Origin of the sequence: Nonomuraea sp. NPDC003560 (assembly GCF_042878785.1) — a bacterium.
Taxonomy (GTDB): Bacteria; Actinomycetota; Actinomycetes; order Streptosporangiales; family Streptosporangiaceae; genus Nonomuraea.
On the sequence record NZ_JBIAOF010000016.1, the window covers coordinates 176831 to 199414 of the forward strand.

Annotated in this window: 24 protein-coding genes and 1 riboswitch; of the genes, 7 read left to right on the top strand and 17 right to left on the bottom strand. The window is 74.5% G+C overall.

All coding sequences use genetic code 11. The features are described 5' to 3' along the window. Positions 1-43: 43 nt before the first annotated feature. The 7 genes from ACFYUV_RS45210 to ACFYUV_RS45240 all read right to left on the bottom strand — a co-directional run bounded on the left by ACFYUV_RS45210 (position 44) and on the right by ACFYUV_RS45240 (position 5783). The gene (locus tag ACFYUV_RS45210) at positions 44-481 is read right to left on the bottom strand and encodes a hypothetical protein (RefSeq protein ID WP_358300499.1); all 438 of its coding nucleotides are present in this window, start codon (positions 479-481) and stop codon (positions 44-46) included. After that, positions 478-864, bottom strand: coding sequence for a hypothetical protein (locus tag ACFYUV_RS45215; RefSeq protein WP_387680801.1), 387 nt, complete (start codon positions 862-864; stop codon positions 478-480). Before ACFYUV_RS45215 ends, ACFYUV_RS45210 begins: the two co-directional genes overlap by 4 nt. Positions 865-871: 7 nt before the next feature. Then, the gene (locus ACFYUV_RS45220; RefSeq protein ID WP_387680804.1) at positions 872-2062 is read right to left on the bottom strand and encodes a TIGR04053 family radical SAM/SPASM domain-containing protein; all 1191 of its coding nucleotides are present in this window, start codon (positions 2060-2062) and stop codon (positions 872-874) included. Continuing rightward, positions 2059-3486, bottom strand: coding sequence for a nitronate monooxygenase (locus tag ACFYUV_RS45225; RefSeq protein ID WP_387680806.1), 1428 nt, complete (start codon positions 3484-3486; stop codon positions 2059-2061). Before ACFYUV_RS45225 ends, ACFYUV_RS45220 begins: the two co-directional genes overlap by 4 nt. Further along, the gene (locus ACFYUV_RS45230; RefSeq protein ID WP_387680809.1) at positions 3479-4036 is read right to left on the bottom strand and encodes a hemerythrin domain-containing protein; all 558 of its coding nucleotides are present in this window, start codon (positions 4034-4036) and stop codon (positions 3479-3481) included. Before ACFYUV_RS45230 ends, ACFYUV_RS45225 begins: the two co-directional genes overlap by 8 nt. 15 nt (positions 4037-4051) lie before the next feature. After that, positions 4052-4543 (bottom strand): hypothetical protein, encoded by a 492-nt coding sequence (locus ACFYUV_RS45235; RefSeq protein WP_358300485.1) that lies wholly within the window; start codon positions 4541-4543, stop codon positions 4052-4054. A gap of 73 nt (positions 4544-4616) precedes the next feature. Further along, positions 4617-5783 (bottom strand): globin domain-containing protein, encoded by a 1167-nt coding sequence (locus ACFYUV_RS45240; RefSeq protein WP_387680813.1) that lies wholly within the window; start codon positions 5781-5783, stop codon positions 4617-4619. Positions 5784-5993: 210 nt separating this feature from the next. Between ACFYUV_RS45240 and ACFYUV_RS45245 the strand changes: the two genes are divergently transcribed. Then, a complete protein-coding gene (locus tag ACFYUV_RS45245) occupies positions 5994-6419 on the top strand; it encodes a pyridoxamine 5'-phosphate oxidase family protein (RefSeq protein WP_364341719.1) in 426 nt (141 codons plus the stop codon). 51 nt (positions 6420-6470) lie between these two features. Here the strand turns inward: ACFYUV_RS45245 and ACFYUV_RS45250 are convergent, their stop codons facing one another. Further along, entirely contained in the window at positions 6471-7226 is a 756-nt protein-coding gene (locus ACFYUV_RS45250; RefSeq protein ID WP_387680817.1) for a sigma 54 modulation/S30EA ribosomal C-terminal domain-containing protein, read from the bottom strand. Between the two features lie 122 nt (positions 7227-7348). Continuing rightward, the gene (locus ACFYUV_RS45255) at positions 7349-7816 is read right to left on the bottom strand and encodes a MarR family winged helix-turn-helix transcriptional regulator (protein ID WP_387680820.1); all 468 of its coding nucleotides are present in this window, start codon (positions 7814-7816) and stop codon (positions 7349-7351) included. 69 nt (positions 7817-7885) lie between these two features. Here ACFYUV_RS45255 and ACFYUV_RS45260 point away from each other — a divergent pair, with 69 nt between their 5' ends. The 4 genes from ACFYUV_RS45260 to ACFYUV_RS45275 all read left to right on the top strand — a co-directional run bounded on the left by ACFYUV_RS45260 (position 7886) and on the right by ACFYUV_RS45275 (position 12893). Continuing rightward, positions 7886-8674, top strand: a complete 789-nt coding sequence (locus tag ACFYUV_RS45260) for an SDR family NAD(P)-dependent oxidoreductase (protein ID WP_387680823.1) — start codon at positions 7886-7888, stop codon at positions 8672-8674. Positions 8675-8729: 55 nt separating this feature from the next. Beyond that, the gene (locus ACFYUV_RS45265) at positions 8730-9554 is read left to right on the top strand and encodes an SGNH/GDSL hydrolase family protein (RefSeq protein WP_387680826.1); all 825 of its coding nucleotides are present in this window, start codon (positions 8730-8732) and stop codon (positions 9552-9554) included. Then, positions 9551-10192, top strand: coding sequence for an NAD(P)-dependent oxidoreductase (locus ACFYUV_RS45270; RefSeq protein WP_387680829.1), 642 nt, complete (start codon positions 9551-9553; stop codon positions 10190-10192). The genes ACFYUV_RS45265 and ACFYUV_RS45270 overlap by 4 nt, the downstream gene beginning before the upstream one ends. Before the next feature lie 94 nt (positions 10193-10286). Then, positions 10287-12893 carry a LuxR C-terminal-related transcriptional regulator gene (locus ACFYUV_RS45275; protein ID WP_387680832.1) on the top strand — a complete coding sequence of 869 codons (2607 nt, stop codon included), beginning with the start codon at positions 10287-10289 and terminating at the stop codon, positions 12891-12893. A 21-nt stretch (positions 12894-12914) separates the two neighbouring features. Here ACFYUV_RS45275 and ACFYUV_RS45280 read toward each other — a convergent pair whose 3' ends face one another. The 5 genes from ACFYUV_RS45280 to ACFYUV_RS45300 form a co-directional block, all read right to left on the bottom strand. Beyond that, on the bottom strand, positions 12915-13601 hold the full coding sequence (locus tag ACFYUV_RS45280) for a hypothetical protein (protein ID WP_387680835.1): 687 nt from the start codon (positions 13599-13601) through the stop codon (positions 12915-12917). A 27-nt stretch (positions 13602-13628) separates the two neighbouring features. After that, a complete protein-coding gene (locus ACFYUV_RS45285; RefSeq protein ID WP_387680837.1) occupies positions 13629-13943 on the bottom strand; it encodes a hypothetical protein in 315 nt (104 codons plus the stop codon). A gap of 146 nt (positions 13944-14089) precedes the next feature. Further along, positions 14090-14806 (bottom strand): alpha/beta hydrolase, encoded by a 717-nt coding sequence (locus ACFYUV_RS45290; protein ID WP_387680840.1) that lies wholly within the window; start codon positions 14804-14806, stop codon positions 14090-14092. A gap of 134 nt (positions 14807-14940) precedes the next feature. Beyond that, entirely contained in the window at positions 14941-15447 is a 507-nt protein-coding gene (locus tag ACFYUV_RS45295) for a GNAT family N-acetyltransferase (protein ID WP_387680843.1), read from the bottom strand. 82 nt (positions 15448-15529) lie between these two features. Further along, a complete protein-coding gene (locus tag ACFYUV_RS45300; RefSeq protein WP_387680846.1) occupies positions 15530-16375 on the bottom strand; it encodes an acyl-CoA thioester hydrolase/BAAT C-terminal domain-containing protein in 846 nt (281 codons plus the stop codon). Between the two features lie 105 nt (positions 16376-16480). On the opposite strand from ACFYUV_RS45300, the gene ACFYUV_RS45305 reads away from it, so the two are divergent. Continuing rightward, the gene (locus ACFYUV_RS45305) at positions 16481-16777 is read left to right on the top strand and encodes a DUF4287 domain-containing protein (protein ID WP_387680848.1); all 297 of its coding nucleotides are present in this window, start codon (positions 16481-16483) and stop codon (positions 16775-16777) included. A gap of 56 nt (positions 16778-16833) precedes the next feature. Here the strand turns inward: ACFYUV_RS45305 and ACFYUV_RS45310 are convergent, their stop codons facing one another. Both ACFYUV_RS45310 and ACFYUV_RS45315 read right to left on the bottom strand, forming a co-directional pair. Then, positions 16834-17829, bottom strand: a complete 996-nt coding sequence (locus ACFYUV_RS45310; RefSeq protein ID WP_387680851.1) for a ribonucleotide-diphosphate reductase subunit beta — start codon at positions 17827-17829, stop codon at positions 16834-16836. Positions 17830-17846: 17 nt separating this feature from the next. Further along, positions 17847-20306, bottom strand: a complete 2460-nt coding sequence (locus ACFYUV_RS45315) for a ribonucleoside-diphosphate reductase subunit alpha (protein WP_387680854.1) — start codon at positions 20304-20306, stop codon at positions 17847-17849. A gap of 128 nt (positions 20307-20434) precedes the next feature. Further along, positions 20435-20640: riboswitch (cobalamin riboswitch) on the bottom strand. A gap of 201 nt (positions 20641-20841) precedes the next feature. Here ACFYUV_RS45315 and ACFYUV_RS45320 point away from each other — a divergent pair. Then, positions 20842-21789, top strand: coding sequence for an alpha/beta hydrolase (locus ACFYUV_RS45320; RefSeq protein WP_387680857.1), 948 nt, complete (start codon positions 20842-20844; stop codon positions 21787-21789). Between the two features lie 84 nt (positions 21790-21873). Here the strand turns inward: ACFYUV_RS45320 and ACFYUV_RS45325 are convergent, their stop codons facing one another. Then, positions 21874-22494, bottom strand: coding sequence for a TetR/AcrR family transcriptional regulator (locus tag ACFYUV_RS45325; protein ID WP_387680859.1), 621 nt, complete (start codon positions 22492-22494; stop codon positions 21874-21876). Positions 22495-22584: the final 90 nt, after the last annotated feature.

The window sequence follows — 22584 nt, forward strand, 5'->3', positions numbered from 1 at the left end:
GTCAGGGACCAAAGTCCCTTTCCGCGTCTCCGATCGGCCATGATCAGGTGGCGGGCAGCGCGGCGGCCAGCAGCACGACGCCGATCGACCCAACCAGGGCGCTGACGGCCATCGTCCGGGCCAGGCGGGGGCGGGCGCGGGCGGCGGCCCAGCCGTGCAGGGCGGCGGCGGCCATGACGGCGCAGAACAGCAGGAGCTTGGCGGCCAGGACGCGGCCGTAGCCGGGTTCGGCGAGCGAGGCCCAGGTGACGCCCTTGTGCCAGGCGATGGCCACGCCGGTGGCGAGCTGGAGGGGCAGGAAGAGGGCGGCGGTGAGCAGCCCGAACCGGCGGCCGACGGCGCCGAGCACCAGGGCGCGGCGCTCGTCGTCCAGCAGGCGCCGGGCCAGGGGCAGCAGGACGAGGGAGACGGCGAGCTGGCCGCCGACCCACAGCGCGGCCCCGAGCACGTGCAGGAAGCGCACCACCGCCCACCAGGTCATCGCGCGCCCGCCCGGTCGCCGGGCGCCGGCCGGCGGGGGATGCCGGTCGCGCCGAGGTGGAGCCGGGCGTAGAAGTCCTCCAGCGCGGCCAGGGTGCTGTTGATCGTGCTGGGGGCGTAGCGGCCGTGCAGCTCGCCGTGGTAGGCGTGGGCGGTGCGGACGGCCACCGTCGTGTCGGCCAGCGGCTCGCCCGCCAGCAGGCCGCGGTCGGAGGCGGCGGCGACCCAGGTCAGGTAGCGGCCGACGCGGCGCAGGTAGCTGGCCTTGCTGGAGGCGGCCAGCGGCGAGCCGGCCAGCGCGGCGGCGTAGGCGGCCAGCATCGTGTCGTAGGGCGCGGCCAGCGCGCCGGCCCTTCTCCTGTCATGCGCGGGCGGCTCATACATGGGCGGCTCATACATGGGCGGCCAGTTCCTTCTGGTAGGGGAAGCTGCCGGGCTCGTAGGCGCACCACGGCTCCTCGCCGAGGACGTCCCCCGAGCAGGCGTAGGCGCGGGAGCGGGAGCCGCCGCAGATCGTGCGGAACTCGCACGCGCCGCAGCGGCCGGTCAGCCGATCGGGGTCGCGCAGCGCGGTGAACAGCGGCGAGGAGCGGTAGATCCCGGTCAGGGGCCGGTCGCGCACGTTCCCGGCGTCCAGCGGGAGGAAGCCCGAGGGGTGCACGGTCCCGGTGTGGGAGACGAAGACGAACCCGCGTCCGGCGTTGACGTCGACGGGCGGGCGGCGGGTGCGCCGCTCCTCGATCAGCCCGGCCTGTTCGGCGCGTCGCCGCAGGGTGCGGTAGAGCGGGCCGAGCCGGAGCTCCTCGGCGTGGTCCACGCCCTGTCCGGCCAGAATCAGCCGTTGCACGGCGACCCGCCGGAAGTGGTGCGCCTCGGTGGTCTTGACCGGGATCGCGGTGCCGACGTCGTGCACGAAGTGCAGCACGTCCTCGGTCTCCTGCGGGGTCAGGGCCGACAGGTCGCGGCCCCGGCCGGTGGGCACGAGGAAGAACACGCTCCACAGCAGCGCGCCCTCCTGGCGTACCAGGGCGGCGATGTCCGGCAGGCTCGTCAGGTTGTGGCGGGTCACGGTGGTGTTGATCTGCACCTTGAGCCCGGCTTCGCGGGCCGCCCGCCAGGCGCGCAGGGTGCGGGTGAACACGCCGTCGTAGCCGCGGAAGGCGTCGTGGACGGGCGCGGTCGCGCCGTCGAGGCTGAGCGAGACGGCGGCGGCCCCGGCCTCGCGCAGCCGGGCGAGGTTGGCCGGGTCGAGGGCGGGGGTGGCCGACGGGGACACGGCCGGGGCCAGGCCGCGGGCGCGGGCGTGGCGGACCAGGTCGAGCAGGTCGGGCCGCTCGAACGGGTCGCCGCCGGTGATCACGAACAGCGGCGGGGGCGTGCCGAAGTCCGCCACCTGGCCGATGAGCCGGTACGCCTCCTCGGTGGTCAGCTCCGCCGGGTGCCGGTCGGGCACGGCTTCGGCGCGGCAGTGCAGGCAGGCCAGCGGGCAGGCGCGGGTGGCCTCCCAGATCACGATGAACGGGCTCGCGGCGACGTCGCGCCGGACGCGGCGCAGCGGCCGCCCGCCGGGTGGTGCGGTCATGCGGGTGCTCCTCGCAGGAGGTGGTCCACGACGTCGGCGGCCGAGTGGTCGTCGGGCAGTCCGTCCAGGAAGGCCAGGTCCTGGCCCAGGGTGAGCAGGGCGGGCTCGTGGTAGCCGTCGGCGCGGTGCTGGCCCAGGCCGATGGCGGCGGTCAGCCCGTTGCACAGGCACTGGCGGCCCTCGGCCTCCTCGGCGGGCCGGCCCTTGCGGACGTAGGCGTCCACGGGTTCGGCGGGGCAGCGGTAGCCGATCGCGCCGCCGGGCCTGACGTACGGGGTGCGCAGGTAGCCCAGGTCGCACAGCCGGGGACGCCGGTCGAACACCTCGGGCTCCGACAGGGTGCCGGGCAGGCCCGCGACCTTGAACGGGAAGCCGGTGGGCGAGGCGCGCGGGTCGTTGCGCACCTCCAGCGCGCCCCGGCGGGCCCGGCTCAGCATGCGCCGCCGCAGGCCGTCGTCGAGGCCCGACTCCCGGCACAGCGCGAACGCCGTCCCGACCTGGATGCCGGCGGCGCCGGTGGCCCGCGCGCCGGCCGCGCCGCCGGGGGTGGCGTAGCCGCCGGCCAGCCAGAACGGCAGCCCGATCGCGGCGACCTTGGCGGTGTCGGCCTCGTCGCGGGGCCCGTAGACGGGTTCGCCGCGCTCGTCGAGCACCAGCCGGCCGCGCGGCGGCGCGCTGTGCCCGCCGGCCACCGGCGTCTCCAGGACGAACCCGTCGGGCCTGGTCACCGGCGAGCGGGCCAGGTAGGCGGCCAGCACGTGGGAGGAGACGATCGCCAGCAGCTTGGGACGCCGCAGCGGCCCGGCCGGGACGGCCCCGGGCCACAGCGCGGCCGGGTCGAGGCCGACCGTGTGGCGGGCGTCGCCGGCGTCGGCCACCGCGACGGTGAGCTCGGCCGGGCGGTGCGCGGCGAAGGCGTCGAGCAGCGCCGGGATCTCCGCCGGGATGCCGGCGCCCATCAGCACGTAGTCGACGCCGGCCAGCATCGCGCCGTAGGCGGCGGCGGGCGTGGCGAGCTGGATCTTCTCCAGGTAGTTGACGCCGACCGGCCCGTCGTGGCCCTGCTTGGCCAGGAAGACCTCGGCGAAGTTGGCGACCACGGCCAGCTCGTCGCGGGCCCGGCTGGGCCGCAGCCCGAGCCGGGGCACCGGCCGGTACGGCGTGCCGGGCGCGATCCCGCCGGGCACGAACCAGCGTCCGAGCACCCGTTCGGCGATCTCGGGGATGGGGAAGCCGGCCAGCGCCCGGCGCAGGTCGCCGCCGGGGTCGCCGCGCTGGAGGCGGCGGGCCAGGGCGACGTCCAGGGCGGTGCCCGACACCACGCCGAGCTGCCCGGTACGGGCGACCGCGCGCGCCAGCCGCCACCCGGACACCGCGACGCCCATGCCGCCCTGGATCAGGACGGGGAGCCCGGCCTCAGACACGCCGCGCCCGCAGCGTGCCGGCCCAGGTGAGCACGTCGGCGTTGATCTCCCTGGCCACCTCGCGGGTGGCCAGGATGTGCACGACGTCGTCCTCGGGCAGCGTCTCGACCATGAGCGACAGGCCGTCGCAGTCGCTGACGTGCGGCAGGATCTCCCGTGCCAGGGCGATGCCCCAGGCGGCCTGGTTCTCGTCGATCTCGCCCAGGCCGTCGATCGCGGCCAGGTCGGCCAGCTCGGCCAGCTCGCGGATGTTGCGGATCGTGTCGTCGTGGTCGCTGAGCAGCTTGTCCACGTAGTGCGCGCCGAGGACGGACGTCAGGCCGGGGTACATGGCCTCCTCCTCGTAGCGGAAGTGCGGCCCGACGGCCGCCGACAGGGCCGCCACCAGTTTCCCGGCCCGCGCCGCGTCGCCGGCGTCGAAGGCGTCGATCAGCGCGAGCAGCAGGTCCCTGACCTCGCGGTGCTCGGCGTGGAAGGTCTCGGTGAAGTGATGGCCGATGGACAGCACACAGTCCTCCAGCTGGGTGGTTCCGGACGTCGCCGGTCGCATGGTTCCCGTCCCCCGTCACTCGTCGGCGGCGAGGGTGGCGCCGCAGGTCAGCAGGGCGGCGCCGGTGAGCGTCAGCAGCCCGCCGAGGCCGATGGCCAGGTTGCCGAGCTGCCAGGCCTGGTAGGCGTTGAGCAGGGAGGCGCGCAGCATCTGGCCGGTGAAGGCGGTCTGCCGCAGGCTCTCCAGCTCGGCGTCCGCGCCGCCCGCCGCGAACAGCTCGGCGCTGACCTGCGCGTACGTCCGGCCGCCGGTGGCGGTCAGCACGTTGCGGCCGATCACCTGGGCGTAGGCCCTGGCCTGCGGGCCGGTCAGGACGGCGCGGCCCTCGTGGGCGGCGAGCTCGGCGGGCAGCCCCTTGCCGGGGAAACTGATGGCCTGCCGGCGCAGCTCGTCGCGGATCTCGCCGCGCGCCTGGACGCCTCGGGCGGCCATGACGGGGCCGGCGGCCGCCATCGCGGCGCCGGCGGCGCCCAGCAGCGCCCTCGCCGCGCCTCGGACAACGCTCATCTCATCCTCCTGGTCACGTGGATCGCCGGTGGACCGGCGGGTGGGGCGGCGGGCGGGCCGCCGGGGCGGGCGGTCAGCCGGCGGCGAGCCACAGGTCGGGCCCGAAGACCTCGTAGTGCACGTCGCGGGCCGCCACGCCGGCCTTGAGCAGCGCGGCGCGCGCCTCGCGCATGAAGGGCAGCGGCCCGCACAGGTAGGCGACCGCGCCCTGCGGGATCGGCACGCCGCCGAGGTCCATCAGGCCGTCGCGGTCGGGGGCCTGGGCGCCGTGCTCGTACCAGAAGACGTGCTCGGGGGCCAGGCGGGTCATGTCCTCGCGCAGCGCGTGCCGGTCGGGCGAGCGGTCGGCGTGCAGGGCCAGGACGCGGCGGCGGGAGCCGGTGGCGGCGAGGTGGTCGAGCATGGCGACCATGGGGGTGGCGCCGATCCCGGCGCTCACCAGCACCAGCGGCGCCTCGGAGTCGTCCAGGGTGACGTCGCCGAACGGCGCCGACAGGGTGAGCTCGTCGCCCTGGCGCACGGTGGCGTGCAGCAGGGTGGACACCTCGCCGGCGGGGTCGCCGTCCACGCGCTTGACGGTGATCCGGCGCAGGCCGTCGCCGGCGTTGGACAGCGTGTACTGGCGCAGCTGGCGCACGCCGTCGGGCATCTCGACCTGGACGCTGACGTACTGGCCGGGGCGGGCGGGCGGCGGGGGCTCCTCGCCGAGCGGGGTGAGCAGGAAGGAGGCGACGTCGGGCGTCTCCTCGCGGCGGCCGGCCACCCGCCAGCGCCGCCACGTGCGGCCCTCGACGGCGCCGGCGTCGGCGTAGAGGCGGGCCTCCATCGCGATCAGGGCGCCGGCCATCAGCCAGTACACCTCGTCCCAGGCGGCGGCGACCTGCGGGGTGACGGCCTCGCCCAGCACCTCGGCGATCGCGCCGAACAGGTACTTGTGCACGATCACGTACTGGTCGTCGGTGACGCCGACCGCGGTGTGCTTGTGGGCGATGCGCGCGAGCAGGTGGTCGGGCCGCTGGTCGGGGTGGTCCAGGAGGGTGGTGGCGAAGGCGGCGACGGAGGCGGCCAGCGCCTTGCGCTGCTCGCCGCTGGCCTGGTTGCCGCGGTTGAACAGGCCGTCCAGCAGTTCGGGCCGGTCGGCGAACATCGTCGCGTAGAACCGCTCGGTGATGGCGTCGAGCGAGGCGCCCACGACGGGCAGCGTGGCGCGGACGACGGCGGCGGATTCCGCGGACAACATTGTGACCTCCACAGTCCCAGGGGTGAGACCCGCGACCGCGGGCCGGTTCCCAGGCTAGGGAGCGGGCCCGGCCGCTGACCGGGGCGAACGTCCGCTTTTGAAGGGCCGAAGGTCCCGGACGGGACATCCGGCGTCCGCGGGCCGGTCGCCGGGGAAGATGGGACTTTCGTCCCTGCCGCGGGCGGGGGCGGGTGGGGGATCCTGGAGAGCATGCAGCTCGACTCGTCCGGACTGCAGGTGCTCTCCGAGGAGGAGTGCTTCCTGCTGCTGTCCTCGATGCCCATCGGGCGGATCGTGTTCACCGATCGTGCCCTGCCCGCCGTCCAGCCGGTGAACTTCTGTCTCGACGGGCGGTCCATCGTGATCCGCACCGCGACGGGATCGAAGCTGGCGGCGGCCACCCGGCGGGCCGTGGTGGCCTTCGAGGCCGACGACTTCGACGCCGGGCGGCGTACCGGCTGGTCGGTCACGGCGGTGGGGCACGCGCGCGAGGTGACCGACGCCGCCGAGCTGGCCCGCCTGGCTGAGCTGCCGCTGACGACGTGGGCGCCGGGCGACCGGGACCACTACATCGTGGTGGAGGCCGAGCAGATCTCCGGCCGCCGCATCGCGCCCGCCCGCGCGGCCGTCGTGTGACGGGTCCTTGACTGGGCGGCGCCGCCCCCTGGCCGGGGGCGGCGCCGGCGCTCAGTCCTCGTGCGCGGTGGTCACCAGGCCGTAGTCCCCGTCGTCGCGACGGTAGAGGAGGCAGCCCGCCCCGGTGGCGGAGTCGGCGAAGAAGACGAACGGGAAACCGGTCAGCTCCAGCCGGTCGAGGGCCTGCCCGGCGGTGAGGCGGGGGGCGGGCAGCGGGCTGACCGAGATCCCCGCGCAGGTCGGCGCCGGCAGGTCGGGACGGGGGTCGAGCTGGGCGAGGCGGTAGCCGTCGCCGGTGCGGTAGATCACGCTGTCCTGGCCGGTCGCGGTCTCGGTGAACAGCAGGAAGTCGTAGTCGAGGTCGTCCATGTCCACCGCCGCCTCGTCGGGCACGGCGCGGGCGGCCGTGCAGGTCCGGACGATCCGGCGTTCCCCGGCGGCCGGGGCCGGGTGGGGCGGACGGGGGTGGCGGCCGCGCCGGTTCTCCCAGTCCCGGGTGCTCTCCAGCAGCCGCGCCCGCAGCCGGTCGCCGAGCAGGTGGATGGCGGCGCGGGTGGAGCCGGCGCCGGCCCGGGCCCTGATGAGCCGGCCCTGGACGTCCACCACGGCCTCGGCCGTCCGCCGCTCCCCCGCGACCTGCGGTGTGGCGGCGAGCTTGACCGTCGCGCCGAGCACCGGCTCGTGGGCGAGCCGGGTCAGGTCGGCCACGGTGTGGCGGGCACGCCGCACGTCGGCCGCGCGCACGCCGCCGCCGCGGATCCTGACCTGCACGTCGTCGGCGTCAAGGGCGATGGGCCTGTGCCTCATTCGTGAACACCTTCTTCGCATCCGGTGGTGATGATCCAAGCCTCTGGCCTGGGCGGATGCGGCGGCCAGAGCCGTAGGTCCTCCCGCGCGGGGACCTACGGCCCGCCGGGCGGCGGGCCACGTCAGGAGCGGCGGTAGCCGGGATGCACGCCCGGCGTCAGGCCCTGGTCGGCGGCGACCAGCTCCAGCAGGGCGAGCAGCTCGCCGCGCTGGTCGGGGCTGAGGCACGAGGTCAGGTCGGCCTCGTGCGCCATCGCCGTCTTCCTGATGTCCTCCATCACCTTCGCGCCCTGCTCGGTCAGGTGCAGCTCGTGGTTGCGGCGGTCGCCGGCCGAGCGGCGCCGCTCCACCAGGCCGGCCCGGTCGAGCGGGTCGAGCAGCGCGGTGACCCGGCTGGGCACGACGCCGAGGTCGGCGGCGAGCGACTGCTGGCTGCGGCCCGGCTGGAGGGCGATCATCCGCAGCAGCCCGACGTCGGACGGCGACAGGCCGAGCTCGGCGACCCGCGCGGCGAACCGGCCGGCGGCGTGCGCGCCGAGCTGCGCGAGCAGGAAGGCGACGCCCATCGGGCGGTTGCGGGACGCGGACACAGCGCATACTGTACTCCGCACAGAACCTTTCACAAAGGTGAACCTTTCTCCTGAGAGAAGCAATATGCGATGACCACCCAGATGAACACCGACCGGCCTGACTGGCCCAGACATCCAGGACTGGAGGGCAAGGTCGCCCTCGTCACCGGCGGTTCCCGCGGCATCGGCGCGGCGACCTGCCACGCGCTGGCCGCCAACGGCGTCCGGGTCGCGGTCACCGGCCGCGACACCGGGGCGGTGGACCGCGTCGTCGCCTCGATCACCGCCGAGGGCGGCCGGGCGCTGGCCGCGCCCGGCGACGTGACCGACACCGGCGCGCTGGCCCGCATCCGCACCGAGGTGGAGGCCGCGCTCGGGCCGGTGGAGATCCTGGCCCCGTTCGCCGGCGGGCAGGGCGCGCCCGCGCCGACCGCGGGGCTCGACCCCGGCCGCTGGCGCGCCGTGCTGGAGTCCGACCTGACCTCGGTGTTCCTCACCGTCCACGAGTTCCTGCCGGGCATGCTGGAGCGGCGCGCCGGGTCGATCATCCTGATGTCGTCCACCGCGGGCCGGCAGCCCGGAGGCGCCAACGCCGCCTACGCCGCCGCCAAGGCGGGCGTGGTCATGTTCGCCCGGCACCTGGCCGCCGAGGTGGGCGGCGACGGCGTGCGGGTCAACTGCCTGGCGCCCTCGGCCGTGCTCAACGACAAGCTCGCCGCGCTGCCCGCCGAGCGGCTCGCCCAGCTCGCCGCGGCCTTCCCACTCGGGCGCGTCGGCCGTCCCGCCGACGTCGCCCAGGCCGTCCTCTACCTCGCCTCGCCCGCCGCCTCCTGGGTGACCGGGGCGACCCTCGACCTCACCGGCGGACGGGTCTCGTGATCTGCGCCGCGCTCCGCCCGTCCCCCGCATCCACCGTCCAGACGGAGGCCATGTCATGACCGACCCGATGACCGAACGGCTCGTCCGGTTCCAGCGGCCCGGCGCCCTGCCGTACCTGATCGGCGCGGACGAGGCCCGCCTCGCCGCCCTGTTCGGCCTCGACGCCGACGCCTACCGCGCGCTGCTGGACGCCTTCGACCAGCAGACCCGGCAGGCCGCCGAGACGCTGCTGGCCCGGCCCGGCCTCGCCGACGCCGTCGACCGGCTGCCGCTGCGTCCCGAGGGCTCCCGCGACGCCTTCCACGTGGTGGCCCTCGGCGAGAGCACCACCGCCGACCGCCTGTCCTGGTTCGAGATCCTGCGCCGGCTGGTCGCGCTGCGCCGTCCCGGCGACGCCGTCCGCTTCACCAACCTGGCGATCGCCGGCAGCACCACCACCCAGGCGCTCACCCAGCTCCCCGCCCTCGGCTTCCAGCGGCCCGACCTGGTGCTGTGCATGATCGGCGCCAACGACGCCCAGCACCTGGCCCCCGACGCGCCGACCCTGGTCAGCGCCGCCGAGACCGAGCGCAACCTGGCCATGCTGCACGACCTGGCCCGGCAGCGCGGGGCCGTCCGCTGGGTCTGGCTCACCCCGAGCCCCTTCGACGAGCCGCGCGCCGCCGCCTACCCGCACTTCCGGCGCGCCGGCATCACCTGGGCCGGCAAGGACGTCGACGCCATCGCCGACCACCTGCTGGGCCGTCCCGAGCCGACCGTGGACACCAGGCTCGCCGTCCGCGAGGACCACCACTTCCTCGACGACGGCGTGCACCTGAGCATCGACGGCCAGCGCGAGATCGCCGAGGCCGTCGTACGGGCCCTGGCCGGTGCGGCATGAACCTGATGGTCCTCGGCGCGACCGGCGGCACCGGACGCCAGGTGGTCGAGCAGGCGGTCGCCGCCGGGCACGACGTCACCGTCCTGGCCCGCGACCCCGGCCGCGTCCCGGCGGGCGAGCGGGTGAGCGTGATCGGCGGCGACGTGCTGACCCCCGGCCCCTGGCGGGACGCCGTCGCCGGGCACGAGGCCGTGCTGTCGTGCCTGGGCAGCACCGACCGCGGCCACCCCACCACCGTCTACTCCCAGGGCACCGCCAACGTCATCGCCGCCATGCGCGACGGCGGGGTGCGCCGCCTGCTGTGCCTGTCGTCGGCGGGCCTGGACATCCCGCCGGGCACGCCGCTGGGCCGCCGCCTGGTCACCCGCTTCGTGATCCAGCGCCTCTACCGGCACGGCTACGCCGACATGAGACGCATGGAGGCCGCCGTCACCGCCGCCCACGACCTCGACTGGACGATCGTGCGCCCGCCGATGCTCACCGACGGGCCCCTGACCGGCCGCTACCGCACCGCCGAGAACGCGCCCCTGGCCAAGGCGGGCTCGATCTCCCGCGCCGACCTGGCCCAGTACCTGCTCGACCACCTCACCGACGAGCACAACCGCCACGCCGTCGTCGAGATCGCCGGCGGCTCCTGACCTGTCAGGCGAACGCCGGCGAAGGCGACATTCCGGCTGACTCGCGCCCGTCCGGCGTGTCAGACTGCGGCAGAGGACGCAGCGGGAGGCGGGCATGTGGCCGTTCGTGGGCAGGGAGTCCGATCTGGGCCGCGTCACCACCGCCCTGCGCGATCCGGCGGCCGGCGCGCTGGCGATCACCGGCCCGCCGGGCGTCGGCAAGAGCCGGCTGGTGTACGAGGCGCTCGCCACGCTCGATCCGTCCCGGTTCGTCGTGCATTCGGTGCCGGCCACCTCGGGCAACTCCGACGTGCCGCTCGGCCCGCTCGGCGTGCTCGTCCCCGACGGCGTCGTGGGCGTGGCCAGCCGCGGCGTGCTGGTGCGGGCCATGGTCGCGGCCCTGACGGCCGGGTCGCGGCGCGCGGTGGTCGTCGTGGACGACGCCCACCTGCTCGACGACGAGTCGGCGGCCGTGCTGCGCCACCTGGCCCGGACGCGGGCCGCGTTCGTGCTGGTGGTGCTGCGCGCCGGCGAGCCGTTCTCCGAGTGGCTGGCCGCGTTGTGGACCGAAGGGCTGGCCGAGCGGATAGAGCCGGCCGCGCTGTCGCCGTCCGAGGTGGGCCAGGTGCTGCACGAGGTGCTCGGCGGCCAGGCGGCCGAGCTCACCGTACGCCGCCTGCACGAGCTGACCGCCGGCAACCCGCTCCTGCTGCGCGAGGTCGTGCTGGCCGGCATGCAGGCCGGGACGCTGGCCGAGACCAAGGGCGTGTGGCGGTGGGAGGGCCCCTGGCTGGTCGCCCCCCGGCTGACCGAGCTGGTGGCCAGGCGGCTCGGCGCGCTCGCCGACCAGGAACGGTGGGCGCTCGAACTGCTCGCCCTGGCCGAGCCCGTCTCGGTCGGCGTGGTCACCCGGCTCGTCCCCGAAGACCTGCTCACCCGCCTGGAGGCGCGCGGCCTGCTGTGGATCCAGCGCGACGGCCGCCGCTCCCTGCTCCGCCTGGCCCACCCCCTGTACGGCGAGGCGCTGCGCGACGGCTGCCCGGAGCTGCGCACCCGCAGGGCCAAACGCGTGCTGGCCGAGGCCATCGCCGCCACGGGGGCCCGCCGCCGCTCCGACGCGCTGCGCATCGTCCGCTGGAGCCTCGACGCCGGCGTCCAGCCGCCGCCCGGCATGCTGCTGACCGCCACCCGGCGCGCCTGGACGCTGCTCGACCTGCCGCTGGCCGAACAGCTCGCCCGCGCCGCCACCGAGTCGGCCCTGCTGAACGGCGACGTCGAGCAGGGCGTCGGCGCGGCGCAGGTCCTGTGGCGGGTGCTCATCTCCGGCGAGCGCACCGGCGAGCTCATGGCCATGCTCGACGTCATGGACGCCGTCGCCACCGCCGGCCACCACCACGACAAGATCGCGTTCGGCCGGGCCGAGACGCTGTTCTGGGGGCTCGGCGACCCCGCCGCCCACCGCGCGCTCCCCGCCCGCGGCGCGGGCCTGACCCCGGAGCACGCCGAGGAGCGGGCGGCCCTGAGCTCGGTGTTCGCGGCGTTCTCCGGCGACCTGCGCCCGGCGCTGTCGGAGCTGCCGCCGCTGTTCCGGGCGGGGATGGTCAACAAGGAGGCCGAGGTCAAGGCCCGCCTGGCGCACGAGCTGGCCGGCGCCTACGGCGGCCGGCCGCCCGCGCCGCCGCACGACGCGCGTGATCCCGTGCTGGCCGAGGCGGTGGAGAACATGCCGTGGCTGCCGCCGACCACCGCGCTGGTCCAGGTGCAGGGCGCGCTCCTGGCCTGCCGTACGGACCTGGCCGCGCGGCTCGCCGGACGCGAGCACGAGGCCGCCCTCGCCCACGGCTGGGAGTACGCGCTGATGGTGGCGGCGATCGCGATGGCCCAGGTCGCCCGGTTCACCGGCGACGTGGCGGAGGCCCGGCGCAGGCTGCGCGAGGCCGTCGTCCTCCACCGGCCCGACACCGTCACCGGCCGCCTGCTCCACCGCCTGCTCTACGGCGAGGTGGCGCACGCCGAGGCGCTGGCCGGTGAGGCCGACGCCGCGCAGGACGCGCTGCGCACCGCCGACCGCCTGGAGTGGCCGCCCGCGACCATGTTCGGGCTGTGGGCCGACCTGGCCCGGCCGTGGGTGGCCGCCGCCCGGGGCGACGCCCGCGCCGCGGCCGGCCGGGCACGCGCGACCGCCGTCCGGGCGCAGGCCATGGGCGCCGCGGCGGTGCACGCGCTCGCCCTGGCCGACGCCGTCCGGCTCGGCGCGGACGTACGGACCGCCCCGCCCGCCGCCACCACGGACGGCGGCGAGTCCCCCTACCTGCGATACGCGGCGGCGATCAGCACCGGCGACCCCGCCGCGCTGGAGGCGGCGGCCGGCAACTTCGCCCGCCTCGGCCTGCACCCCCTGGCCGCCGAGGGGTACGGCCGCGCCGCGCGCCGCCACCGGGAGCGCGGCCGCGCCCACACCGCCCGGCGCTGCTGGGGCCTGTCGGCCGAGCACCTGCGCCGCTGCCCCGGCCTGGCCCTGGCCGAACGGCTGCCCTCGACCGCCGAGCTGACCGCCCGCGAACGCGAGGTGGCGACGCTGGCGCTGACCGGCCTGACCCACCGGCAGATCGCCGAACGGCTGGGCATCTCCAAACGCACCGTCGACAACCACGTCGCCCGCGCCTACGCCAAGCTCGGCGTCACCAGCCGCGGCGAGCTGCGCGACGTCCTGCGCCCCTGACGGCCGCCCCCGGCCCGGCAGTCAGACCCGGTCGGCGGCGCGGGCGGGCGGTGCGGTCGCCTCGCGGGTCCACGACGACGGCGCGGCCCCCTGCAACGGCGTGAAGTACCACAGGAAGGAGATCGTGGGCGCGACGACGCCGGCGATCAGGTCGGCCCCCGACCCGCCGCTCCCGCCGAACCCCGCGCCGCTGACGCGGGCGTGCAGGTCGATCCACGCCCGGTAGTCGTGGCGGGCGGCGCAGGCGAAGTCGCCGCTGACCGCCGCCGACCCGCCCGGCGCCGGGTTGCTGAACAGCAGCTTGTTCTCCCCCACGTTGAACCCCGAGTCCCGCGCGATGACGAACTCCGGCCCGGTGACGACGGTGCCCGCCGTGAGGTCCTCCAGGCTGATGGCGAGGGTCACCGACAGCTCGGAGGAGTTCCACGACCTCTCGACGTGGAAGCGGGAGTCGGGGTCCAGCCGGAACGTCGCCCCGACCTGGGCCACCGAGGGCCCGTCGATGCGCCCGTTCTCGTTGCGCGGGACGCCGATCGACGCGCCCAGCGAGGTGATCTGGTCCGCGGTGGAAGGCGCGCCGCGGTTGGTCGCCATCCGCAGCGCCAGATGGCCGGTGGTCAGGTCGTGCACGGCGGGGGCGACGGCAGGGGCGCCCAGGACCGCGCCGCCGGCCTCCCACGTCCAGCCGACCCTTGCGAAAAACGTCATGGTCCGTCCTCCTCTTGTCGGCTGTGGTCAGCGGGGTGGTCCGGCCGGGATCCGCAGGGCCGTCTGGCCGGCCAGGCTCTGCCTGGTCAGCTCGGCGCTGCGCCGGAGGCTGTCGCCGTTGGCGCGGAGCTGCTCGGTGCGCAACCGCCAGTCGCGGTCCCGCGCCTCCGAGCCGTCCGCGCCCTGCGTCTGCGTCCGCGCTTGTCCGGCCGGCGTCGCCGCGGCCCGCCCGGACGGCAGGACCATCGCCGCCGTCGTGGCCACCGCGGCCGCCCCCGTCAGCCGCAGCAGCCCTCTCCTGCCGACGGACGGCTCCCGGCCGCCGTTCTGCTCGTCGTGCATCGCCCACCTCCATGCCGTGGTCTTCCTGCACCACGATGGTGGCCGCGCCGCGGGTCCCCTGTCGTGAGCACGCACGTGCTCAGCCGCGCCCGCCCGTACTCATCGGCGGCCCGCCGGCCGGGACGGCCACCCGGTCGGCGGCGGCCTCAGGCCAGCCGGTCGGCGAGGAAGCGCAGGGCGCTGTCGATCTCGAAGTCCGGCACGTCCGCGTGTCCGCCGGGGTTGGCGTGCAGGGTCTTCTCGGCCGAGGCCAGGGCGTCGAACAGGGCCAGGGCCTCGGCCCGCGGCACCCGTTCGTCGTCCCACTGCAGCAGGAACCGCACCGGGACGGTGATCGCGGCGGCGGCCCGGGCCGAGGCGAGCGAGGTGCCGCTCAGCCCCAGGACCGCCGCGCCGATCCGCGGCTCGGCGGCCACCAGCGGGATCCCCAGGGCGCAGCCCAGCGACACGCCCCAGTAACCCACCGGGCCCTGGTCGCCGAGCGCGTCCAGGACCGACCGCCACTCCGGCACGGTCTGGGCGGCCAGCAGCGTGTGCAGCTCGGCCAGCAGCGGGGTGGGGTCGCCCGCGCCGGCCATCCGCTCCCGCATCGCGGCGATGATCCGCTCGTGTTCGGCGCTTCCGGGCCGGTCGCCGTGGGCCGGTGCGTCGATGGCCGCCGCCGCGAAGCCGCGTTCGGCCGCCAGCCGGTGCGCGCGTCCCACGACGCCCGGGGCCTGCTTGTGCTGCCCGCCGCCGTGCCCGATGAGGACCAGGCCGCGGGGTTCGGCGTCCTGCGGGGTCCACAGGACGCCGGGGATGCCGCCGAGGGCGAAGGATCGTTCGATGACGCCGTCGGCCGACGTCCGGGAGAGAAAACGCATGCGCGTCCTGAGCCTTTCGGGATGCCTTGTGCGGGCGCTCCCTAGGCGATGCGCGTGAGGGAGCCCCGACCTGTCACAACGTTGATCGGTCTCACCCCCTCAGTTCGAATGCGTGGCGAAAACGTACCACACCATCAGATTTCGGCTGCGGTGAAGGAGATCCACACGTCCGGCGGGACGTCCGGGCGGTTCGGGACGGGCAGGCGCTCCTCCGTCCACGCCTCGCCGGCGAACTCGGTCGCGACGCGCCGCCAGAACGCCACGCCCGCCGTGTTGGCGTCCTGGAAGGCGATCCGCCACGGCCCGGGATGCCGGGAGATCACCTCCCGGACGACCCGCAGCCCGATCCCGGACCGGCGGGCGCCGCGGACCACGAAGAAGCTGTTCAGCACCCGGACCGGACCGGCCGCCGCACGCACGAACGCGAACCCGACCGGCCGGTCGCCGCTGGTGAACAGGTAGGCCGTCCAGTCGTCGTCATCGAGGGCGGTGCGCAGGCGGTCGCCGTGGTAGGTGCCGTCGGGGCCGGGGAGCCCGCCCTGGAAGTCCGCCATGTCGTGGCGGAACATGAGCCAGAGTCGTTCGACGGTGGGGTGATCCGCGGCCTCGACGGGCCGCACGTTTACCGGAGAAATGGTCATACAAGCACTCTCGGCCAGATGCAACATCCGGCCGGAAGGTACAAACTAGCAGAAGACGATCATCGCAGGCGACCCGCGGGCGTCAGCCGTGCAGCAGGTCAAGGATGTGCGGCCAGGCGTCGGCTCCGAGCCCGGCGTCGGCGACCGGGTCGCCCCCGTAGAGGAAGTCCGGCGACTCGGGGGCGGGCCCCTCCCCCGGCAGGCGCGGACGGTGACCGGCCTCGGCCCGGCTGACCACCCGCACCGGGCGGCCGGCGGCACGACGCCGCGCGGCCAGCCGCCCGGCGAACGGCAGGGACGGCCACATGGCGTCGTCCCCGCCCGCCACCAGCAGCACGTCGGCCGCCGCCGCCTCGATCGGGATCTCCGCGGCCGGCAACAGATCGGCGAACGTGCGCTGGCTGAGCTCGTACAGCTCGCGCAGGGCCAGCGGGCCGTGCTCGGGCTCGGCCTCGGCCCAGTCGTCGTCGTACGGGACGAACGGCAGCGGCCGCCCCTTCCACGTCCAGGACGACCGGTAGGGACGTCTCTCCCCGTCCGGCCCCGGCCCGACGTTGCCCCACACGAGCGAGGTCGGCGACAGCGCCACCACCCCGCCGATCCGCCGGTCCCGGACGGCGGTCAGCAGCGCGGCCTCGGCCCCCTTCGACATGCCCAGCACGCAGACCCGCCGGACGCCGGTGGACTCCAGCAGATCGACGGCCGACACGAACGTCTCCAGCGGGATCTCGCAGATGCCCGGCGACTGGCCCGGACCGCCGAACCAGCGGATCGACAGCGCGGTCACCCCCTCCGCGGCCAGCAGGCGGGCCCTGTCCCGTTCGATCCGCCCGCTCGACCCCGCCAGCACGAGCACGCCCGTGCGGACGGCCGGGCCCGGTGTGACCAGGACGCCTTCCCACGGGCGGCTCAGTTCGCGCTCGTCCATCACCGTCACCCCTCGGCACTCGGCGGAACGGCATTCTACTGAGACGGCGCACCCCCCGAAATGGTGCATCATGGCCGCAACACCCCATGACGAGCGGAGAACACCATGTCCTTCCAGGCTTACCTGGACAACATCGAAGCCAAGACCGGACTGACCCCCCGTGAGTTCATCGCCCTGGCCGAGGAACGCGGCTTCGACGCCCCGTCCACCAAGGCCGGGACGATCATCGACTGGCTCAAGCAGGACTACGACCTCGGCCGCGGCCACGCCATGGCCCTCGTCCACGTGATCAAGAAGGGTCCGCGGATCGACGCCAAGCACGTCGGCACCACCGGTTCCCACCGCGACGAGTCCGACGTCCTCTGGCTGGACGGCAAGGACAACCGCCCGGAGCCTGCCTGACCCGCGCGGCGGGGGCGAATCCCGCCGCGCGGCTTTACGTTGTAGATCTGTAAGGGTCAGAAGTCGGCGTCGAAGCTGACCGAGCCGGTCACCCCCACCTGGTACGCCGACACCCGCCGCTCGAAGAAGTTCGACAACTCCTGCACGTCCTGCAGCTCCATGAACGCGAACGGGTTCTTCGACCCGTACAGCGGCTCGATGCCGAGCTGGGCCAGCCGCCGGTCGGCCACGTGCTCCAGGTACGAGCGCATGTCCGCGGTCGACATGCCCGGCACGCCCTGCCCGAGCAGGTCCTCGGCGAACTGCGCCTCGCAGTCGACCGCCTCGGCCAGCATCTCCCTGACCTGGCTCGCCATCTCCGCGTCGAAGAGGTCAGGCTCCTCCTGCCGGACGACGTCCACCACGTCGAAGGCGAAGGCCATGTGCATGGACTCGTCGCGGAAGACCCAGTTGGTGCCCGAGGCCAGCCCGTTCAGCAGGCCGCGCGAGCGCAGGAAGTAGACGTAGGCGAACGCGCCGTAGAAGAACAGGCCCTCGATGCAGGCGGCGAAGCAGATCAGGTTGAGCAGGAACGCCCGCCGGTCCTCGCGGGTCTCCAGCCGCTGGAGGCTGCCGATGGAGTCGATCCAGCGGAAGCAGAACTCGGCCTTGCGCCGGATGGAGGGGATGTTCTCCACCGCCGCGAACGCCGCGAACCGCTCCTCCTCGTCCGGCACGTACGTGTCCAGCAGGTTCAGGTAGAACTGGACGTGCACCGCCTCCTCGAACAGCTGCCTGCTCAGGTACAGGCGCGCCTCGGGGGCGTTGACGTGCTGGTAGAGGTTGAGCACCAGGTTGTTGGCCACGATCGTGTCGCCGGTGGCGAAGAAGGCGACCAGGCGGCTGACCAGGTGGCGCTCGGCCGCCGACAACTTGGGCAGGTCGCCCAGGTCGGAGTGCAGGTCCACCTCCTCGACCGTCCAGGTGTTCTTGATCGCGTCGCGGTAGCGGTCGAAGAACAGGGGATAGCGCATGGGCCGCAGGGTCAGGCTCATGCCCGGGTCGAGCAACATCGGATTCTCCTCGGGGGTCACTGGCAGGCCTCGCACGACTCGGGGTTCTCCAGGGAGCACACCAGGGCCTCCTCGGACTTGTTCGCGAGGGGCGCGGGGGGCGCGAGGGGCACGGTGGCCTGCTGGATACGGGTGGCCGGGCGCGAGCGCAGGTAGTAGGTGGTCTTCAGGCCGGACTTCCAGGCGTACAGGTACATCGAGGAGAGCTTGTCGATCGTCGGCGCGCTCATGAACAGGTTGAGCGACTGGCTCTGGTCGATGAACGGCGAGCGCGCGGCGGCCATGTCGATCAGCGCCCGCTGCGGCAGCTCCCAGGCGGTGCGGAACAGCCGGCGCACCTCCTCCGGCAGCTCGGCGATGCCCTGCACCGAGCCCTCGGCCTGCTTGATGGCCGCCCGGACGCGGTCGTTCCACAGGCCGCGCGACTTCAGCTCGGCCACCAGCGCGTTGTTGATCTGCAGGAACTCCCCGCTCAGCGTCTCGCGCTTGAACAGGTTGGACACCTGCGGCTCGATGCACTCGTAGCAGCCGACGATCGAGGCGATGGTGGCGGTCGGCGCGATCGCGATCAGCAGCGAGTTGCGCAGGCCGTGGGCGGCGATGCGCTCGCGCACCGCGTCCCAGCGCCCGGCCTGGGTGCCGCTCTCCCCCCACAGGTCGTGCTGGAGCCGGCCGCGGGCCGCCCACGTCTGGTCGTAGGCGGGGTGGGCGCCGAAGCGCTCGGCCAGGCCGGCGGAGGTCTCCAGCGCCGACAGGTAGATTTCCTCGGCGATCCGGGTGGACAGCTCCTTGGCCTCGGCCGAGTCGAACGGCAGGCGCAGGGCGAAGAAGACGTCCTGCAGGCCCATCACGCCGAGGCCGACCGGACGCCAGCGCGGGTTGCTGGCCGCGGCCTGCTCGCTCGGGTAGTAGTTGATGTCGATCACCCGGTCGAGGAAGGTGACCGCGGTGCGGACGGTGGCGCGCAGCCGCTCCCAATCGATGCCGCCGCCGATGTCGCCGTCGATGCCGCCGTCGATGTCGCCGCCGGGGCCCGTGCCCGTCAGGTGGGCGGCGAGGTTGACCGAGCCCAGGTTGCAGACCGCGGTCTCGGCGTCGCTGGACACCTCGACGATCTCGGTGCACAGGTTGGACAGGTGCACGACGTTGCCGGGCTCGGCCGCCTGGTTGCACAGGCGGTTGGCGGCGTCCTTGAAGGTCATCCAGCCGTTGCCGGTCTGGGCCAGGGTGCGCATCATCTTGGCGTACAGGTCGCGGGCCTTGACCTGCCGGACGTACCGGCCGTCGCGCTCGGCGGCGCGGTAGGCCTCCTCGAACGCCTCGCCCCACAGGTCGGGCAGCTCGGGGACCTCGTCGGGGTCGAACAGCGACCAGGTGCCGTCGGCCTCGACCCGGCGCATGAACTCGTCGGGGATCCAGTTGGCCAGGTTGAGGTTGTGGGTGCGGCGGGCGTCCTCGCCGGTGTTGTCGCGCAACTCCAGGAACTCCTCGACGTCCGGGTGCCAGGGCTCCAGGTAGACGCAGGCCGCGCCCTTGCGCCGGCCGCCCTGGTTGACGGCGGCCACGGACGCGTCGAGCGTGCGCAGCCACGGGACGATGCCGTTGGAGTGCCCGTTCGTGCCGCGGATCAGCGCGCCCCGGGAGCGCACCCGCGACCAGGAGATGCCGATCCCGCCGGCGAACTTCGACAGCTGCGCCACCTGGGCGTAACGGTCGTAGATGGAGCCGATCTCGTCACGGGGCGAGTCGACCAGGTAGCAGGAGGACATCTGGGTGTGCCGGGTGCCGGAGTTGAACAGCGTCGGCGAGCTGGGCAGATAGGCCAGCGACGACATGAGCCGGTAGAAGCCGACCGCCTCGGCGGGCGTCTCGGCCAGCCCGCAGGCCACGCGCAGCAGCCAGTACTGCGGCGTCTCCACCACCAGCCGGGTGGACGGGTGGCGCAGCAGGTAGCGGTCATAGACCGTGCGCAGCCCGAAGTACTCGAACCGCAGGTCGGCGGTGACGTCGATGGCGTCGTCGAGCTTGCGGGCGTTGGCGTTGACGAACTCGGCGGTCTCGTCGCCGATGAGCCCCTCGGCGTGGCCCAGCCGGATCGCCTGGCTGAAGGAGGCCACGCCCTGCCCACGGACCTCCTTGTCGATGTAGCCCGACAGCAGCCGCGCGGCCAGGCGCGAGTACTGCGGCTCCTCGCCGATCATCTCGGCGGCCGTCTGGATGGACAGCCGGTCGAGCTCGGCGGTGGTGGCCCCGTCGTAGAGGCCGCTGATCGTCTTGGTGGCCACCCGCATCGGGTCGATGTCCGTCAGATCGGTCGCCCAGTGCTCCACCGCACGTACGATCTTGTTGACGTCGACCGGCTCCGCGGTGCCGTTGCGCTTGCGCACCTGCATCTGGACGCGCCGCGGCGCGGACCTGTCGGCGTCCGCCCGCGCCGTCCCGGCCAGGTCCGTCATCGGGTCCCCTGTGACCGTCACTGCGCTCTCCCCTCGTGAACTCGGTCAGTGGCCGAGAACGCGCGCAGGAGGCGGACGGCGAGGCGCCACAGCCCTCTCGCCGGTGCCGTCCACCGTCCCGCGCGGCCTCGGACCAGCCGCGCGCGCATGATCGCGCGCGGCGCGCCGGCAGGTCTTCGGACTCATGGGCATGCTGTCGCTGCCTACTGGCCGTCGCTTCCCGGGCCTTCGGCCCAGTGCGTCTGACGGCGGTCGTTCCCATTCACCGCTGCGGGGCAGTCCCGGATTCCCACCGGGTTCCCTCTTGCCTCGGCCGCCCTGGCGGGGCGACCGAACCGGCTGCGGGAGACACCATATATAGGGCGGATCAAAAAGTCACACCCAACATCTCGTGTTGCGAAGAACGCCCGCTCCGATCCGGTCACCTGCCGCGGGGCCGCTCTCCGCGTGCCTCACGGGCGGAACGAGATGTGATCGAGGTCATAGGCCGGCCATGCCCGGTTTTCGCTACCTTAGGTATCGATACTTCAAGTAGCGAAAACCTGAGGAGACCACCATGAGCGAGACCTCCACCGGCCGCCGTCCGGTCACGCCGGACTGGGACACCATCACCCCCGCCGAACTCGCCGCCTACGTCGAGGCGGAGAACCGGCTGCGCGCCTCCGTCGAAGCACAGGCGATCACCGGCCGGCCGGATCCCGGCGCCGCCATCGACTGGCGGACGGTGGCGCTGCCCGGCCGCGACATCCGCGTCCGGGTCCACCGGCCCCGAGCGGCCGAGCCGGGGGACGTCCTGCCGCTCGTGCTGCACGTGCACGGAGGCGGCTTCGTCGGCACGGCGCCGCAGAGCGACTGGGTCAACAGCCACCTCGCCGCCCACCTGCCCGCCGTCGTCGTCTCGGTGGACCACCGCCTGCTCGACTGGCACACGCCGCTGACCGCCGCCGCCGACGACGGCTGGGACGTGCTCCGGCACGTGCTGGAGCACTCCGCGCAGTGGGGCGTCGACCCGGCGCGGGCCGTCCTGTTCGGCGAGAGCTGCGGCGGGCTGATCTGCGCCCTGGCGGCGATCAGGGCCCGCGACGCCGGTCTGCCCCTGAAGGCCCAGGTGCTGGTCAACCCCGCCGTGGAGGTGGCCGGGACGATGTTCGACCACCCGTCGATGACCCAGTACGCCGACACCCCGACGCTCAGCGTGCCGGTGCTGCGGCTGTTCCACCGGCTCGCCGTGCCCGAGGGGACGGACGCCCGCGCGCTCTCCCCGCTGCACGCCGGCGACCTGGGCGGGCTGGCCCCGGCGCTCGTGGCGGTGCCGACCCACGACCCGATCGCCGACCACGGCCGCCGCTACGCCGAGGCGCTGCAGGCCGCCGGCACCCCCGCCCGCCTGGCCGAGCACCCCGAGGCCGGGCACGCCTTCCTCAGCATGCCGGTGCTGGCCCCCCAGGCCGAGGAGGCGCGGGCGGACATCCTGGGGTTCCTCCGCGACGCCCTCACCGCGTAACCCGCGACCGGAGCGCACCGTCATCACCGGGAACGCGCTCGCCCTCGACCGCTGGGCCACCGAGCTGAGCCGACACCGGCGCGGTCAGCGCCCGGCGTCCCGGGCGACGATGCCGTGCGCCAGCCGGGCCAGGGCGGCGGTGATCTGCTCGGGGGTGAGCCCGCGCCTGCGCTGCTCGGCGTAGACGTCGGGGCCCAGCGGGGCCAGGAGGATGTCGGCCAGCGCCTCGGTCTCCGGGACGCCCGCCTCGGCCAGCAGCACCCGCACGTGCGCCCGCCAGAACCCGTAGGCGCCGGTGGCGTAGCGCAGCGCGCCCTGCTCGGCGCCCAGGACGAGCGAGATGTGCTCGTCCAGCAGGCCGACCATCGCGGCGTAGAAGGCGGCGAGCCGGTCGGCGGGGGGCGCGCCGGGGCCGAGCGGCGGGTCGCCGCGCAGCAGGCGTTCCTGCAGCTCGCGCTCGTGCTCGTCCAGCAGGGCCTGCGCGATCGAGACGGTGTCGGGATAGCGGCGGTAGAGCGTGCCCCGCCCGACGCCGGCGGCCTTGGCGATGTCGTCCATGGTCACGCCGCGCGGGTCGCGGGTGGCGAACAGCTCGGCCGCGGCGGCGAGCACCTTGGCGCGGTTGCGGGCGGCGTCGGCGCGCTCGCGCGGGCGGCCCGCCTCCGCCACGGGACGCCCGGTCAGCAACTCGGTACGGGACTCCATGGCGGCGACTCTAACCCACCCCGACATAAGTGGACAACGTGCCCGCTTAGTTGCTACGGTCACCTCGACCGCAAAACGGACGTCATGTCC

Coding starts and splice junctions, on each gene's coding strand:
- ACFYUV_RS45210 (WP_358300499.1), bottom strand. CDS start 481: ATGACCTGGTGGGCGGTGGTGCGCTTCCTGCACGTGCTCGGGGCCGCG.
- ACFYUV_RS45215 (WP_387680801.1), bottom strand. CDS start 864: ATGTATGAGCCGCCCGCGCATGACAGGAGAAGGGCCGGCGCGCTGGCC.
- ACFYUV_RS45220 (WP_387680804.1), bottom strand. CDS start 2,062: ATGACCGCACCACCCGGCGGGCGGCCGCTGCGCCGCGTCCGGCGCGAC.
- ACFYUV_RS45230 (WP_387680809.1), bottom strand. CDS start 4,036: ATGCGACCGGCGACGTCCGGAACCACCCAGCTGGAGGACTGTGTGCTG.
- ACFYUV_RS45235 (WP_358300485.1), bottom strand. CDS start 4,543: ATGAGCGTTGTCCGAGGCGCGGCGAGGGCGCTGCTGGGCGCCGCCGGC.
- ACFYUV_RS45240 (WP_387680813.1), bottom strand. CDS start 5,783: ATGTTGTCCGCGGAATCCGCCGCCGTCGTCCGCGCCACGCTGCCCGTC.
- ACFYUV_RS45245 (WP_364341719.1), top strand. CDS start 5,994: ATGCAGCTCGACTCGTCCGGACTGCAGGTGCTCTCCGAGGAGGAGTGC.
- ACFYUV_RS45250 (WP_387680817.1), bottom strand. CDS start 7,226: ATGAGGCACAGGCCCATCGCCCTTGACGCCGACGACGTGCAGGTCAGG.
- ACFYUV_RS45260 (WP_387680823.1), top strand. CDS start 7,886: ATGACCACCCAGATGAACACCGACCGGCCTGACTGGCCCAGACATCCA.
- ACFYUV_RS45265 (WP_387680826.1), top strand. CDS start 8,730: ATGACCGACCCGATGACCGAACGGCTCGTCCGGTTCCAGCGGCCCGGC.
- ACFYUV_RS45270 (WP_387680829.1), top strand. CDS start 9,551: ATGAACCTGATGGTCCTCGGCGCGACCGGCGGCACCGGACGCCAGGTG.
- ACFYUV_RS45275 (WP_387680832.1), top strand. CDS start 10,287: ATGTGGCCGTTCGTGGGCAGGGAGTCCGATCTGGGCCGCGTCACCACC.
- ACFYUV_RS45280 (WP_387680835.1), bottom strand. CDS start 13,601: ATGACGTTTTTCGCAAGGGTCGGCTGGACGTGGGAGGCCGGCGGCGCG.
- ACFYUV_RS45285 (WP_387680837.1), bottom strand. CDS start 13,943: ATGCACGACGAGCAGAACGGCGGCCGGGAGCCGTCCGTCGGCAGGAGA.
- ACFYUV_RS45290 (WP_387680840.1), bottom strand. CDS start 14,806: ATGCGTTTTCTCTCCCGGACGTCGGCCGACGGCGTCATCGAACGATCC.
- ACFYUV_RS45295 (WP_387680843.1), bottom strand. CDS start 15,447: ATGACCATTTCTCCGGTAAACGTGCGGCCCGTCGAGGCCGCGGATCAC.
- ACFYUV_RS45300 (WP_387680846.1), bottom strand. CDS start 16,375: ATGGACGAGCGCGAACTGAGCCGCCCGTGGGAAGGCGTCCTGGTCACA.
- ACFYUV_RS45305 (WP_387680848.1), top strand. CDS start 16,481: ATGTCCTTCCAGGCTTACCTGGACAACATCGAAGCCAAGACCGGACTG.
- ACFYUV_RS45310 (WP_387680851.1), bottom strand. CDS start 17,829: ATGTTGCTCGACCCGGGCATGAGCCTGACCCTGCGGCCCATGCGCTAT.
- ACFYUV_RS45320 (WP_387680857.1), top strand. CDS start 20,842: ATGAGCGAGACCTCCACCGGCCGCCGTCCGGTCACGCCGGACTGGGAC.
- ACFYUV_RS45325 (WP_387680859.1), bottom strand. CDS start 22,494: ATGGAGTCCCGTACCGAGTTGCTGACCGGGCGTCCCGTGGCGGAGGCG.